Source organism: Streptomyces sp. NPDC052020 (genome assembly GCF_040680575.1).
Lineage (GTDB): Bacteria > Actinomycetota > Actinomycetes > Streptomycetales > Streptomycetaceae > Streptomyces.
In genome coordinates this window covers 287,073-300,257 of the sequence record NZ_JBFAWY010000006.1, presented here as the reverse complement: position 1 = coordinate 300,257, position 13,185 = coordinate 287,073, and the positions used below count along the sequence as shown (strand labels likewise).

The window sequence follows — 13,185 nt, the reverse complement described above, 5'->3', positions numbered from 1 at the left end:
CCGGCCCCGGCGCGGGCGCGGAGATCCAGTACACGGCCCGGGTGACCCCGAGCCGTGTGATGAGCGTCGACATCGCGGTCGGCACCCGGCAGCCGCCGGGTCAGGGCTTGAGCACCAGCGTGTCGCTCGTGCTGTCGTCGACCGCCTTGTCCGAGAAGGACCACGGCAGCAGCTCGCCCTCGGCCCACTTGTCGGTCTGGTCGGTGTAGTGGGCGCTGTAGGCGTGGCCGGAGGCGCCGGTGAGGTTGATCCAGCGGGACTTGTCGAGGTCGCCGAGGTTGACCACCATCCGCATGGACGGCACCCACACCACCCCGTAGCCGCCGGCCGCGTTCCAGCCGGTGGCGTTGACCGTCGCCTCACCGCCGCTGAGCTTCCACGGGCCGCGGTTGAGGGCGTACTGGAGGAAGCCGGGGCCCTCGGTGCCCAGGGTCTGGTTCTTCAGGAACAGGCGGTGCAGCCGTCCCCAGTTCCAGGTGTCGATGTCCTTGCCGAGCTTGGCGGTCAGCTCCCAGCGGGCGTCGATCATGGCGCGCTTGAACAGCTCGTCGCGGTTGTCGGCGCGGGGGCGGGTGCCCGACTTCGGCGTGGTCCACCAGTCGCTGTCGGGGTCGTCCATCAGGCTGCGGACCACCTCGAACCAGCGGTCGCCGCCGTCCGGCTGCGCCTGCGAGGCCGCGCGCTGGCCGCACTCGCGCACCTTCGTGGTGTCGTCGGCGGGCCCGGTGGTGTTCACCGGGTCGACCCACAGGCACTGGCCCTTGACCCGCAGCTCCTTGGGCAGCTTGTTGCCGAAGGCCAGCTTGAGGATGTTGCGCCAGACCGCGTTGAAGTAGGCGGCGGCGGCCGAGTCGGCGTCCTGGGTGTAGTCCCAGCCCTCCAGCAGCTTCTGCGCCTGGCGGACGTCCTTGTCACCGGTGTCGATCTTCAGCAGCTGCGGGACGAGCAGCTTGGCGATCTCGCTGCTGTTGTCCAGCTGCATCTGCCGCATGTCGTCGGTGGAGATCTTGCCGCCGTCGTCGATCTTCTGCTGGATCAGGTCGGTGATCCGCTGGCTGCGGGCGCCGTAGCCCCAGTCCGTGGTGAGCGTGTAGGGGTACTCGTCCTGGTCGACGACGGACTGGTTGGCGGTGACGATGTAGCCGCGCTCCGGGTCGTACTCGTAGGGCAGTTCGTCCTGGTCGATGTAGCCGGTCCAGCGGTAGTCCGAGTCCCAGCCCGGCGCCGGGATGGAGCCGTCGTGCCCCTCGGCGCGCGTGGGGATCTTCCCGGGCAGCGTGTAGCCGATGTGGTTGTCGGTGTCGGCGTAGATCAGGTTCTGCGAGGGCACCTCGAACAGCGCGGCGGCCTCGCGGAAGTCCTGCCAGTTCCTGGCCCGGTCCATGGCGAAGACGGAGTCCATGGTCCGGCCCGGCTCCAGCGCGGTCCAGCGCAGGGCGACGCCGTAGCCGTCGCCGCGGTCGGGGGCGGCGGTGTCGACGGTGGCCTTCTTGCCGACCTTCACCAGTTCGTCGTCGCGGTCGGACAGCAGGGGCCCGTTGTCCGTCTCGCGGACGACGATCTTCTTGGACGCGCCGCCGGCGACCTTGATGGTCTCCTCGCGCGTCGTGAACGGCACCACCTTGCCGTCGAGCTGGTAGCCGTCGCCGGTGATCTTCTCCAGGTACAGGTCGGAGACGTCGACGCCGGAGTTGGTCAGGCCCCAGGCGATGTCCTGGTTGTGGCCGATGACCACGCCGGGCATGCCCGCGAAGGTGTAGCCGGCGACGTCGTACTGGCACTTGGCCGAAACACTGCGGCAGTGCAGGCCCATCTGGTACCAGACCGAGGGCAGCGACGGCGAAAGGTGCGGGTCGTTGGCGAGCAGCGGCTTGCCGGTGATGGTGTGCTCGCCGCCGATCACCCAGGAGTTGGAGCCGATGCCGTCGCCGTTCACGCCGACGGCGGTGGGCAGGTCGTCCAGGACCTCCTGGAGGCCGGCCAGCTGGCTCTGGAGGGCGCCGGCGCCGGACGTGCCCGCCGCGCCCGTGCCGGTGCCGGTGCCGGTCGTGCCGGACGTGCCCGTGCCGGTGCCGATGGTTCCGGTGCCCGCCGTGCCGGTGCCCGCCGTGCCGGTGCCGGACGCCCCGGACAGGCCCGTGCCGCCCGTGGAGGCGCCGGACGAGGTGCCGCCGTCGCCGCCCTGGAACGTCTGGGTGAGCTCGTCGTACTGGCCCTCCTGGACGATCGCCTTGTTGCGGCTGTAGGGGTAGCGCGGGTACAGGTCGGCGATCTGCTTGGGGCCCAGGCGGCTGGTCATCAGGGCGCGGTCGATCTCGTCCTGCATGTTGCCGCGCAGGTCCCACGCCATCGCCTTCAGCCAGGCGACCGAGTCGACCGGGGTCCACTTCTCGGGCTTGTAGTCGTTGGTGAACCCCAGGGCGGCGTACTCCAGGGAGATGTCCTGGCCGTCCTTGCCCGCCAGGTAGGCGTTGACGCCCTTGGCGTACGCCTGGAGGTACTTCTTGGTGGAGTCCGACAGCTTGGAGTCGTACTCCTCCTTCGCGACCCGGTGCCAGCCCAGGGTGCGCAGGAACTCGTCGTTGTCGACCTGGCTCTCGCCGAACATCTCCGACAGGCGCCCGGCCGTCATGTGGCGGCGCACGTCCATCTCGTAGAACCGGTCCTGCGCCTGGACGTAGCCCTGCGCCATGAACAGGTCCTCGTCGGAGGAGGCGTAGATCTGCGGGATGCCGTAGCCGTCACGCTTGACGTCGACCGGGCCCGCCAGGCCCTCCAGCGTGATCGAACCCTTGGTCTGCGGGAAGGAGGCGCGGACGGTGCTGATCGACCAGTAGGCGCCGTAGGCGAGGCCGCCGATGATGGCCAGCACCAGCACGAGGACCATCAGACGGGCTTTGCGCCCCTTCTTCCTGCCGGACTTGCCGGGCGGCTTACCCGAAGAGGCGGTGTTGGTGGGGGGCATCGCTGTCCTTGCTGTCCTAACACGAGCGGCAGGTCGGGCTGAAATTCTGACTGAGCGCTGGAGCAACCATAGGCGCAGGGCCCGGTCCCCCTTGACGCGGAGTCGGGAACCGGGCGCGGACGGACGTTCGATCTTGCCAAGGCTAGCGTCAAGAAATCGTCAAGAGTTAGGTAAGGTAACGAAGTAGTCGGCGCACGGATGCGGTGGCTCCGTGTGCCATGTAGAGGCGTGGTGCGGGCGCGAGGGCGCGCCCGTGCGCGCGTCGCACGTCCACTCACTCGCACCATGTACGTGTGCCGGGCGCGAACCGCCTGCCGCTCCCCGTGACCGGCGTGCGCACGCGCGCGGTGCGCGTACACCGGGGCGTACACCAGGGAAGGGAACGGCCGCTGACTGTCCACCACCTCAACCAGCTCCTGCTCGTCTGCTCGCTCGTCCTGCTCGTCGCCGTCGCGGCGGTCCGGCTCTCCTCGCGCAGCGGGCTCCCCAGCCTGCTCGTCTACCTGGCGATCGGTATCGCCATGGGCCAGGACGGCATCGGCGACATCCACTTCGACAACGCCGAACTGACCCAGGTCATCGGGTACGCGGCCCTGGTCGTGATCCTGGCCGAGGGCGGTCTCGGCACGAAGTGGAAGGAGATCAGGCCGGCCCTGCCGGCGGCCTCCGCGCTGGCGCTGGCCGGGGTCGCGGTGAGCGTCGGGGTGACGGCGGCGGCGGCCCACTATCTGGTCGGGCTGGAGTGGCGGCAGGCGCTGATCATCGGAGCGGTGGTGTCCTCCACGGACGCCGCGGCCGTCTTCTCCGTGCTGCGCCGCGTCCCCCTGCCCGCGCGGGTGACGGGCACGCTGGAAGCCGAGTCCGGCTTCAACGACGCGCCCGTGGTCATCCTCGTCGTCTCCTTCTCCACGGCCGGGCCGGTGGAGCACTGGTACGTGCTGCTGGGCGTCATAGCGATGGAGCTGGCCATCGGCGCGGCCCTCGGTCTCGCGGTCGGCTGGCTGGGCTCCTGGGGGCTGCGGCACGTGGCGCTGCCCGCCTCCGGCCTGTATCCGATCGCGGTCATGGCGATCGCGGTCACGGCGTACGCGGCGGGCGCCCTCGCCCACGGCAGCGGCTTCCTCGCCGTCTACCTCGCCTCGATGGTCATGGGCAACGCGCGGCTGCCGCACTGGCCCGCCACGCGCGGGTTCGCCGAAGGGCTCGGCTGGCTGGCGCAGATCGGCATGTTCGTCCTGCTCGGGCTGCTGGTCACCCCGAGCGAACTGGGCGACGACATCCTGCCCGCCCTCGTCATCGGGCTGGTGCTGACCATGGTGGCCCGTCCGCTGAGCGTCGTGGCGTGCCTGCTGCCGTTCCGGCTGCCCTGGCAGGAGCAGACGCTGATGTCCTGGGCCGGGCTGCGCGGCGCGGTCCCCATCATCCTGGCGACGATCCCCATGGTGGAGGGCGTCGCGGGCAGCCGCCGGATCTTCAACATCGTCTTCGTGCTGGTGGTCGTCTACACCCTGATCCAGGGCCCGACCCTGCCGTGGCTGGCCCGCAGGCTCCGCCTGGGCGACGCCTCGGAGGCCGCCGACCTCGGCATCGAGTCGGCTCCGCTGGAGCGGCTGCGCGGGCATCTGCTGTCCGTGGCGATCCCCGAGGGGTCGCGGCTGCACGGCGTCGAGATCAACGAGCTGCGGCTGCCGGCCGGGGCGGCCGTCACCCTGGTCGTCCGCGAGGGCACCTCGTTCGTGCCGCTGCCCACGACGGTGCTGCGGCGCGGGGACGAACTGCTCGTGGTCGCCACCGACCCCGTACGGGACGCCGCCGAGCGGCGGCTGAGCGCGATCGCGCGCGGCGGCAAGCTCGCCGGGTGGCTGGGCACCGGGGGCGCCGACCGCGGGAGGCGGTGACCGGCCGGGGCCGTCCGGGACCGTCCGGTCCGTCCGGGAGGCCGTGACCGGCCGGGGCCGGCCGGCTCCCGCTCGGGGGGACCGGCGGGGAGCCGGGCTCCCGGCGGGCGCCGGGGGCGGCCGTGGCCGCCGCGAGGGGACCTTCGCGGCGCGGCCCCGCGAGGTGCGGTAATCGCAGGTGAGCGCAGGTGGAGTGCTCGCTTTCACAGGTGCGCTTCGCGAGTCCTCTGTAAGATGAAGGCGTCACCCTGATCGAACCAACTCTGCCTGAAGCAGAGCTGGCGCGACCGTATGGCGGCCGGAACGCCCCCTTCCGCAATGGGCGCCGGTATCTACCGCAGTCCGCGCAAGAGGACAGCTCTCGGCGCCCGAGCCCCCTCAGGGCCCGCGCTACCAGGCGGCGGAAAGGCACGGCCGTGGGATCCACGGTCACCACGTCGAAGAACTCGATGGACTCGATGAACGCCGAGCAGTCGACCGACTCGGCGGCCCCCTCCCGCCCGGGGTACGGGCAGCTGCTGCGCACCCGCGGCGCCTGGACGTTCCTGCTCCCCGGCTTCGCGGCGCGCCAGCCGTTCGCGATGCTGACGCTCTCCATCGTGCTGCTGGTGCAGCACACGACCGGCTCCTACGGCGCGGCGGGCGCCGCCGCGGCCGTCACCGGCGTCTCCATGGCGCTGTTCGCCCCCTACAGCGGCCGGCTCGCCGACCGCTACGGGCAGCGCGCCGTCCTGCTGCCCGGGGTGCTCGTGCACGCGGCGTCGGGCCTGACCCTGACCGCCCTCGCGCTCGGCGGCGCCCCCCTGTGGGCCCTGTTCGCGGCGGCGGTGCCCACGGGCGCCTCGGTGCCGCAGATCGGCCCCATGGTGCGCGCCCGCTGGGGTGTGAGGCTCAAGGGTTCCCCCCTGATGACCACCGCGGCGGCCTTCGAGTCGGTGACGGACGAGCTCACCTTCGTCGTCGGGCCGCTGCTGGCCACCGCCCTGTGCACGGCCGTGGACCCGGCCGCCGGCCTGGTCACCGAGGCCGCGCTGACCCTGCTGGGCGGTCTGCTGTTCGCCGCGCAGAAGAGCACCCAGCCCCCGGTCGGCCGCGCCGGCGACGGGCACGCGCGCGTGGAGCACGTCTCCGCGCTGCGCGTCCCCGGGGTGCGCGTGCTGATCGTGACCTTCCTGGGCATCGGCTCCGTCTTCGGCGGCATGCAGGTCTCGCTCGCCGCCTTCACCGAGTCGATCGGCGAGCCCGGCCTGAACGGCGTCCTGTACGGGGTCTTCGCCGCGGGCAACATGCTCTCCGGCGTCGTCTGCGGCGCCATCGCCTGGAAGGCGTCGCCGCAGCGCCGCCTGCTCGTCGGCTACACCGCCCTCGCGCTGACCGCGTCCGGCTTGTGGGCCGTGCACTCGGTGCCGCTGCTCGCCGGCCTCGGCCTGCTGGTCGGCATGTGCATCGCGCCCGCCCTGATCACCGGCTACACGCTGGTCGAGGGCCTGGTCCCGGCCGGTGCCCGGACCGAGGCGTTCACCTGGCTGACGGGCGCGGTGGCGCTCGGCCAGGCGGCCGCCGTGACGGTCTCCGGGCAGCTGGAGGACCGCTTCTGGGGCGGCGCCGGATTCCTGGTCCCGGCGGGCGGCACGGTGCTGGCCCTGGTGACCCTGCTGGCGCTGCGGTCCCGGCTGTCCGCCCGGCCCCACGGCCGCACCGTCACACGTGGTGTCGGTCACCGCGCGCCCGCCGCAGTGGACTGATCCCCCGGAATACGTCACTATGGATCGTCGTTAGCACTCATTGAGTGAGAGTGCCAGGAGGAAGACAGTGCCGACCTACCAGTACCAGTGCACCGAGTGCGGCGAGGGCCTCGAGGCGGTGCAGAAGTTCACCGACGACGCCCTGACCGAGTGCCCGAGCTGCAAGGGCCGCCTGAAGAAGGTGTTCTCGGCGGTCGGCATCGTCTTCAAGGGCTCCGGCTTCTACCGGAACGACAGCCGCGGCTCCTCGTCGAGCAGCTCGCCGGCGTCGTCGAAGTCGTCCTCCTCGGCGTCTTCGTCGTCTTCGACGTCCTCGTCCTCCTCTTCCTCGGACTCCGGCTCCTCCAGCGCCGGCAGCTCGGCCGGCAGCACCGCCGCGTAGAACCGCCCGGTTCGCACGGGGCGCTCAGCCTTCTCCCGGGACCCCGCCGCCGACGGCGGCGGGGTCCCGGGCGTTTCCTTTTCGGCGGCAGGGGTCCTGCGCGTGGGTGACGGCGGCTAGGGTGCGGGCATGGCGAACAAGGCGAACGCCGAGATAGGCGTGATCGGCGGCTCTGGTTTCTACTCGTTCCTCGACGACGTGACCGAGGTGCGGGTGGACACCCCGTACGGGTCCCCCAGCGATTCCCTCTTCCTCGGCGAGGTCGCCGGCCGGCGGGTCGCCTTCCTGCCCCGGCACGGCCGCGGCCACCATCTGCCGCCGCACCGGATCAACTACCGGGCCAACCTCTGGGCGCTGCGCTCGCTGGGCGTGCGCCAGGTCCTCGGGCCGAGCGCGGTCGGCGGTCTGCGCCCCGAGTACGGGCCGGGCACGCTGCTGGTGCCCGACCAGTTCGTCGACCGTACGAAGTCCCGGGTGGCGACGTACTTCGACGGGCTGCCGCTGCCCGACGGCACGGTGCCGAACGTGGTGCACGTGTCGCTGGCCGATCCCTACTGCCCGGCCGGGCGGGCCGCCGCGCTCAAGGCGGCGCGGGGCCGGGACTGGGAACCGGTGGACGGCGGCACGCTGGTCGTGGTCGAGGGGCCGCGGTTCTCCACCCGCGCCGAATCGCTCTGGCACCAGGCGCAGGGCTGGTCGGTGGTGGGCATGACCGGTCACCCCGAGGCGGCCCTCGCCCGGGAGCTGGAGCTGTGCTACACGTCCCTGACGCTCGTCACCGACCTCGACGCGGGAGCCGAGACCGGCGAGGGCGTCTCGCACGACGAGGTGCTGCGGGTGTTCGCCGCCAACGTCGGCCGGCTGCGGGGCGTGCTGTTCGACGCGGTGGCCGCGCTGCCCGCGGCGGGGGAGCGGGACTGCCCGTGCGCGACGGCGCTGGGCGGGATGGACCCGGGGATCGCGCTGCCGTAGGGGATCGCCCGCGCCAGAGAGTCGGTTGGCGCGGTGCGGTGCGGCGCCTGCCCAGAGGAGGACGGGCGCGGTACGGCGCCTGCCCCAGGCGGGGCGGGTGCGTGGGCGGGGGCCGTCGCGGAACTTCTCGTTCGGGTGAGGGAGTTGTCCACAACCGGCCGGTGACGCACGGGCCCCGGCGGGATGCGGCGCGGGGCCTCATCGTGGGGGGCGCAACCCGGTCCCTCGTCGCAGGTGGTGACTCCCGTGTCCTTCGCCCGCTCCTCCTCGCCCTCCCGCATGCCGCTGTCCCCCGGCCGCTTCTCCCCTCCCCCGTCCGTCTCCCCTTCCCCGCTCCCGGCGGGCACCGACGCCCCGCCCACCCGCGGGGTGCCGCAGTTCGCTCCCGTGCGGGTGCCCGGCGGGCGGTATCCGCTGCACCGGCTGGTACGGCACCGCAGGCGGGCGGTGGCCGCCGGCCTCGCCGTGACGGCGGCGGCCCTCGTGGCGGCCGGGGCCCGGGAGACCGACCGGTCCCGCGGGCATCCCGAGGAGCGGGCGTCCCGCCCCGCCCACGCGCGGTCGGCCACGGCGCCCGCGCGGGAGCGTCCCGTGCGTCCGCACCGTGCCGCCGCGACGGTGGCGGCCCCGGTGCGGATCGCCGACGCGGCGACGGTCCGGCTGCTGCGGCCGGGCGACCGGGTCGACGTCATCGCCGCCGGGGAGACCGCGGCCGGTGGTCAGGCGCGCGTCGTCGCGCGGGGAGCGCGGGTGGCGAAGGTGCCGGAGGCGGCCGGCGGCCCGGAGGGTACCGGGGCGCTGGTCGTGCTGGCGGTGCCGCGCGCCACCGCGGCCCGCCTCGCCGGGGCCGGCGCCACGGCACGGCTGGCGGTGACCCTCTGGTGAGTCTGATGAGCCGCGCCATGGCCTTCCGCCGCCGTCCGCCTCTGTCCAGTCCCACGATCGAGGGTGTGGGTGGGGCAGGATGGCGGAACCCTCACGTAGGTTGCGGAGCGTCTGGTTCCACACCCTGTGCGTGCGAGGAGATTTCCCGAGGTGAGCGAGAAGAAGGAGCCGGGCGTCTGGCAGGGCTTCAAAGCCTTCCTGATGCGCGGGAACGTCGTCGATCTGGCCGTGGCGGTGGTCATCGGTGCCGCCTTCACCAACATCGTGAACTCGGTGGTGAAGGGGATCATCAACCCGCTCGTCGGCGCGTTCGGCACCAAGAACCTGGACAGCTACAGCTCCTGTCTCAAGGGCCCGTGCACCGGCACGGGCGAGAGCGCCACGGGGGTCCGGATCCTGTGGGGCTCGGTCCTCGGCGCCACCCTCACCTTCCTGATCACCGCGGCCGTCGTCTACTTCCTGATGGTGCTGCCCATGTCGAAGTACCTGGCCCGGCTGGAGGCCCGCAGGAAGGCCAAGGAGGGCACGGCGGAGGTCATGGAGGTGACCGAGCTGGAGGTGCTCAAGGAGATCCGCGACGCGCTGGTCGCGCAGCGGAACGAGGACCGGGGCCGGCCGGAGCGGTAGCCCCCGAGGCCGGGGAACGGGCGGCGGGGAGGGCGGGGGGCCCGGCCCGGTGGCCGCCGGCGGCCCGCGGGGCTCACAGGTGGTGCGGCGGCTTCTCGTCGAGGAAGCGCTTCAGATCGGCGGCCGCGCTGCCGCCCTCGGTCCGCTCCCCCCACCCGCGGTCGGTGTCGTCCGAGGACTGCTGGTCCAGCGGATCGTCGAAGACCAGCGGGGCCTTCGGGGTACGCGGCTCGGGCTCGGGGGCGGTGCTCATGCCTCAAGGGTACGGCCCCGGGCGCTCTCCCCCGGCGGTCACCGGCGGCCGGTGAGGGGACGGGCACCGGGACGGCCGCGGTCTGCCTTCCCGGTGCCGGCGGTGGGCCACACTGACGGCATGACAGCAGACGCATTGACCGACGTGGCCGGGGTGCGGGTGGGGCACGCGACGCGTACCGGTGGCGGGTGGCTGACGGGCACGACGGTGGTGCTCGCGCCGCGGGGCGGGGCGGTCGCCGCCGTGGACGTGCGCGGCGGCGGGCCCGGCACCAAGGAGACCGACGCCCTGGACCCGCGCAACGTCGTGCGGACGGTGGACGCCGTGGTGCTGACCGGCGGCAGCGCGTACGGGCTCGACGCGGCCTCCGGGGTGATGGCCTGGCTGGAGGAGCAGGGGCGCGGGGTGCGCGTCGGGCCGGGCCCGGCGCACGTGGTCCCGGTCGTGCCCGCCGCCTGCGTCTTCGACCTGGGACGCGGCGGTGACTTCACGGCCAGGCCCGACGCGGCGACCGGCCGTGCCGCGGTGGAGGCGGCCGCGGCGAGCGCGCCGGGCGCGCCGGTGGCACAGGGCTGCGTGGGCGCGGGTACGGGCGCCGCGGTCGGGCCGCTGAAGGGCGGGGTCGGCACCGCGAGCACGGTGCTGGACTCGGGCATCACGGTGGCGGCGCTGGTGGTGGCCAACGCCGCGGGATCGGTGCTGGATCCGGAGACGGGGGTGCTGTACGGGGAGTTGTTCGAAGGCCGGGGGCCGCGGCGGCCGGAGGCGGGGGTCCGGGAGGCGGCGCGGCGGCGTCTGGCCGAGGCGGCGCAGCGCAACGCGCCGCCCCCGCTGAACACCACGCTCGCCGTGGTCGCCACCGACGCGGACCTGTCCAAGGCGCAGGCGCAGAAGCTGGCCGGCACGGCCCACGACGGCATCGCGCGCGCCGTGCGGCCGGTGCACCTGCTCAACGACGGGGACACGGTGTTCGCCCTGGCGACCGGTGAACGCCCGCTGGAGGCGGGGCAGCCGCTCGCGCTGAACGAGATCCTGGCGGCGGGCGCGGACGTGGTGACCCGGGCGATCGTGCGCGCGGTGCGGGCCGCCGAGCCGGCGGACGGCCCCGGCGGGACCTGGCCGTCGTACCGGGAGCTGTACGGCACGGGCGGGTGACCGGGCGGTAAGTGTCCTGGCCGGGCGGTCGATTGTCCCGGTTCTGTCACGTGACGCCGGCCGGGGCGGCCGGCGGGAACCGGGACGCCCGCCGGTCCCTCTTCTCCCACACACGAAGCGGAACACACGTACGCGAACAGGGAGAAGCCCGTGAAAACGCCGGACACCGCGGCGCGGCGCGCACTGGGGGCCTGTGCCGCCCTGATGGTCGGCGCCCTCACCCTCACCGGCTGCGGCGGCGACGCCCAGGCCGACAACCACGACGAGGACGGCAAGGGCGGCAGGGGCTCCGCCGCGAAGATCGCCATTTCGGCGAAAGACGGGTCGGCCGGCGCGTCGATCAACACGACCGGCGTCGAGGTCAGCGACGGCAGGCTGACCGAGGTGAGGATGACGGTGGCGCGGACGGGCGCCGCCGTGCCGGGGGCGATCTCCGCGGACGGCCGCAGCTGGAAGCCGAGGCAACAGCTCGAGCGCGGGACGAAGTACGAGATAGCCGCGGTCGCGAAGGACGCCGACGGGCGGACCGCCGCGGCCGACTCGGTCTTCACCACGGTCACGCAGGCCAACAGCTTCATCGGCACCTACACGCCGGACGACGGCACGACGGTCGGCGTGGGGATGCCGGTGTCGTTCACCTTCGACAAGGCGATCAGCGACCGGAAGGCCGTCCAGTCGCACATCACGGTCACCTCCAGCAGCGGGCAGAAGGTGGTCGGGCACTGGTTCGGGTCGCAGCGGCTGGACTTCCGGCCCGAGGAGTACTGGAAGGCCGGTTCCAAGGTCACGATGAAGATCGACCTGGACGGTGTCGAAGGCGCCGACGGCGTCCACGGGGTGCAGAAGAAGACGGTCACCTTCACCGTGGGCCGCGCGCAGGTCTCCACCGTCGACGCCGCGACGCAGACCATGACGGTGGTGCGCGACGGCAGGACGGTCCGGACCATCCCGATCTCGGCGGGCAGCGCGGCGAACCCCACCTACAACGGGCAGATGGTGATCTCGGAGAAGTCCGTGCGGACGCACATGGACGGCTCGACGGTCGGCTTCGGCGGGGAGTACGACATCCCGGACGTGCCGCACGCGATGCGCCTGACCCGGTCTGGCACCTTCATCCACGGCAACTACTGGTACAGCCCCGGCAATCCGCCCTTCGGCCGCCAGGGCACCAGCCACGGCTGTGTCGGGCTGCGCGACGTACAGGGGGCACAGGGTGACACGCCGGGCAAGTGGTTCTACGACCACTCGCTCCTGGGGGACGTGGTGATCGTCGAGAACTCCCCCGACAAGACGGTCGCGCCGGACAACGGACTCAACGGCTGGAACATGGCGTGGAGTGAGTGGATCGCCGGAAGTGCCGTGTGACGAGGGCTCTTTGACGGAACGTGCGGTCGCGCGGGAACTTTTCGCGCGGCCCGCGCGTTTTCCGCGCGTACGTTTTCTCGGTTCGCGGACACGACGTCCCGCCGAGGGGCTACGGTATGCACCCACAAGGTGACATGCAGCAACGCCGGGAGAGACCTTGAGCGTTCCGTACGAGACCGCAGCGTACGAACCATCCGAGTCGCCCGAGTCTCCGGAGGAGCATCTCGCGCGGCTTCTGGGCCGTGCCCTGAACTCGTTCGAGCTGCCCGACGAGACGTTACGGCGGCTGGACTGCGCGCTGGCGTACGACGGTTCGCTGCACTCCGCGCACCACAGCGCGGGTCTGCACCGGGAGACGTACCGGCACACGTGGCTGCTGGCCGACGGTTCGGCGCTCACGCTCTGGGAGCTCGTCCACAACACCGCCCCGGGCGGCGAGCCGCAGGCCGAGGTGTACGTCGACGAGGAGGAGCTGCGCGCCGCCACCGCCCGGCTGCGGCTGCCCCCGGAGACCCCGGACTTCGAGCTGCCGGTGCTGGTGCAGTTGTCGCCGGTCCCCGCCCCGCGGCACGTCTACACGCCGGACGACTCGGCCGACCACGCGCGCCGGCTGCTGCGCCGCGCGGAGAACCCCGACCGGCCGGGCGCGGACACGGCCGCCCTGCTCGCGCAGGCGTCCGCGCACCAGATCACCCAGGCTTTCGGCCGGCCCGGCCGGACGGGCCGCGCCGGGCTGTCCTTCTCCCTGTACGAGCACGCGTTCCTGCTGCGCGACGGCACGGAGATATCCCTCTGGGAGGTCGAGCACACGGCGACGCCCGACGGACGCCACATGTGCGAGGTGTACCTCAGCGAGGAGGCCGCCCGGGAGGCGATGGAGCGGCGGGCGGCACAGCTGTCCTGACCCGGTGGTGACCCGGTGGCGGCGGACCGCTCGT

Annotated in this window: 11 protein-coding genes; 9 read left to right on the top strand and 2 right to left on the bottom strand. The window is 72.8% G+C overall.

What is annotated here, in order from left to right; translation table 11 throughout:
* Positions 1–100 precede the first annotated feature (100 nt).
* Positions 101–2,965, bottom strand: a complete 2,865-nt coding sequence (locus AB0L74_RS08845; protein WP_365647492.1) for a penicillin acylase family protein — start codon at positions 2,963–2,965, stop codon at positions 101–103.
* Between the two features lie 347 nt (positions 2,966–3,312).
* On the opposite strand from AB0L74_RS08845, the gene AB0L74_RS08840 reads away from it, so the two are divergent.
* The 6 genes from AB0L74_RS08840 to mscL all read left to right on the top strand — a co-directional run bounded on the left by AB0L74_RS08840 (position 3,313) and on the right by mscL (position 9,474).
* Complete coding sequence (locus tag AB0L74_RS08840) at positions 3,313–4,863, top strand: potassium/proton antiporter (protein WP_365647535.1); 1,551 nt, start codon at positions 3,313–3,315, stop codon at positions 4,861–4,863.
* Between the two features lie 416 nt (positions 4,864–5,279).
* Positions 5,280–6,608, top strand: a complete 1,329-nt coding sequence (locus AB0L74_RS08835; RefSeq protein WP_365647489.1) for an MFS transporter — start codon at positions 5,280–5,282, stop codon at positions 6,606–6,608.
* Between the two features lie 67 nt (positions 6,609–6,675).
* Positions 6,676–6,990: an FmdB family zinc ribbon protein gene (locus AB0L74_RS08830; RefSeq protein WP_365647486.1), complete on the top strand. Its 315-nt coding sequence runs from the start codon at positions 6,676–6,678 to the stop codon at positions 6,988–6,990.
* A 129-nt stretch (positions 6,991–7,119) separates the two neighbouring features.
* The gene (locus AB0L74_RS08825; RefSeq protein WP_365647483.1) at positions 7,120–7,962 is read left to right on the top strand and encodes an S-methyl-5'-thioadenosine phosphorylase; all 843 of its coding nucleotides are present in this window, start codon (positions 7,120–7,122) and stop codon (positions 7,960–7,962) included.
* A 279-nt stretch (positions 7,963–8,241) separates the two neighbouring features.
* Entirely contained in the window at positions 8,242–8,847 is a 606-nt protein-coding gene (locus tag AB0L74_RS08820; protein WP_365647532.1) for a hypothetical protein, read from the top strand.
* A 150-nt stretch (positions 8,848–8,997) separates the two neighbouring features.
* The gene (gene mscL / locus AB0L74_RS08815) at positions 8,998–9,474 is read left to right on the top strand and encodes a large conductance mechanosensitive channel protein MscL (protein ID WP_365647480.1); all 477 of its coding nucleotides are present in this window, start codon (positions 8,998–9,000) and stop codon (positions 9,472–9,474) included.
* Positions 9,475–9,547: 73 nt separating this feature from the next.
* On the opposite strand, the gene AB0L74_RS08810 is transcribed toward mscL, so the two are convergent.
* A complete protein-coding gene (locus AB0L74_RS08810) occupies positions 9,548–9,727 on the bottom strand; it encodes a hypothetical protein (RefSeq protein WP_365647477.1) in 180 nt (59 codons plus the stop codon).
* Between the two features lie 120 nt (positions 9,728–9,847).
* Between AB0L74_RS08810 and AB0L74_RS08805 the strand changes: the two genes are divergently transcribed.
* From AB0L74_RS08805 to AB0L74_RS08795, 3 genes are all read left to right on the top strand, one after another.
* The gene (locus AB0L74_RS08805) at positions 9,848–10,882 is read left to right on the top strand and encodes a P1 family peptidase (protein ID WP_365647473.1); all 1,035 of its coding nucleotides are present in this window, start codon (positions 9,848–9,850) and stop codon (positions 10,880–10,882) included.
* Between the two features lie 150 nt (positions 10,883–11,032).
* Positions 11,033–12,247, top strand: a complete 1,215-nt coding sequence (locus AB0L74_RS08800) for an Ig-like domain-containing protein (protein WP_365647470.1) — start codon at positions 11,033–11,035, stop codon at positions 12,245–12,247.
* A gap of 157 nt (positions 12,248–12,404) precedes the next feature.
* Complete coding sequence (locus AB0L74_RS08795; RefSeq protein WP_365647467.1) at positions 12,405–13,151, top strand: DUF6227 family protein; 747 nt, start codon at positions 12,405–12,407, stop codon at positions 13,149–13,151.
* Positions 13,152–13,185: the final 34 nt, after the last annotated feature.

Bases quoted from the DNA above. Each gene is read 5' to 3' on its own strand.
- AB0L74_RS08845 (WP_365647492.1), bottom strand. From the start codon at position 2,965: ATGCCCCCCACCAACACCGCCTCTTCGGGTAAGCCGCCCGGCAAGTCC.
- AB0L74_RS08825 (WP_365647483.1), top strand. From the start codon at position 7,120: ATGGCGAACAAGGCGAACGCCGAGATAGGCGTGATCGGCGGCTCTGGT.
- AB0L74_RS08820 (WP_365647532.1), top strand. From the start codon at position 8,242: ATGCCGCTGTCCCCCGGCCGCTTCTCCCCTCCCCCGTCCGTCTCCCCT.
- AB0L74_RS08810 (WP_365647477.1), bottom strand. From the start codon at position 9,727: ATGAGCACCGCCCCCGAGCCCGAGCCGCGTACCCCGAAGGCCCCGCTG.
- AB0L74_RS08805 (WP_365647473.1), top strand. From the start codon at position 9,848: ATGACAGCAGACGCATTGACCGACGTGGCCGGGGTGCGGGTGGGGCAC.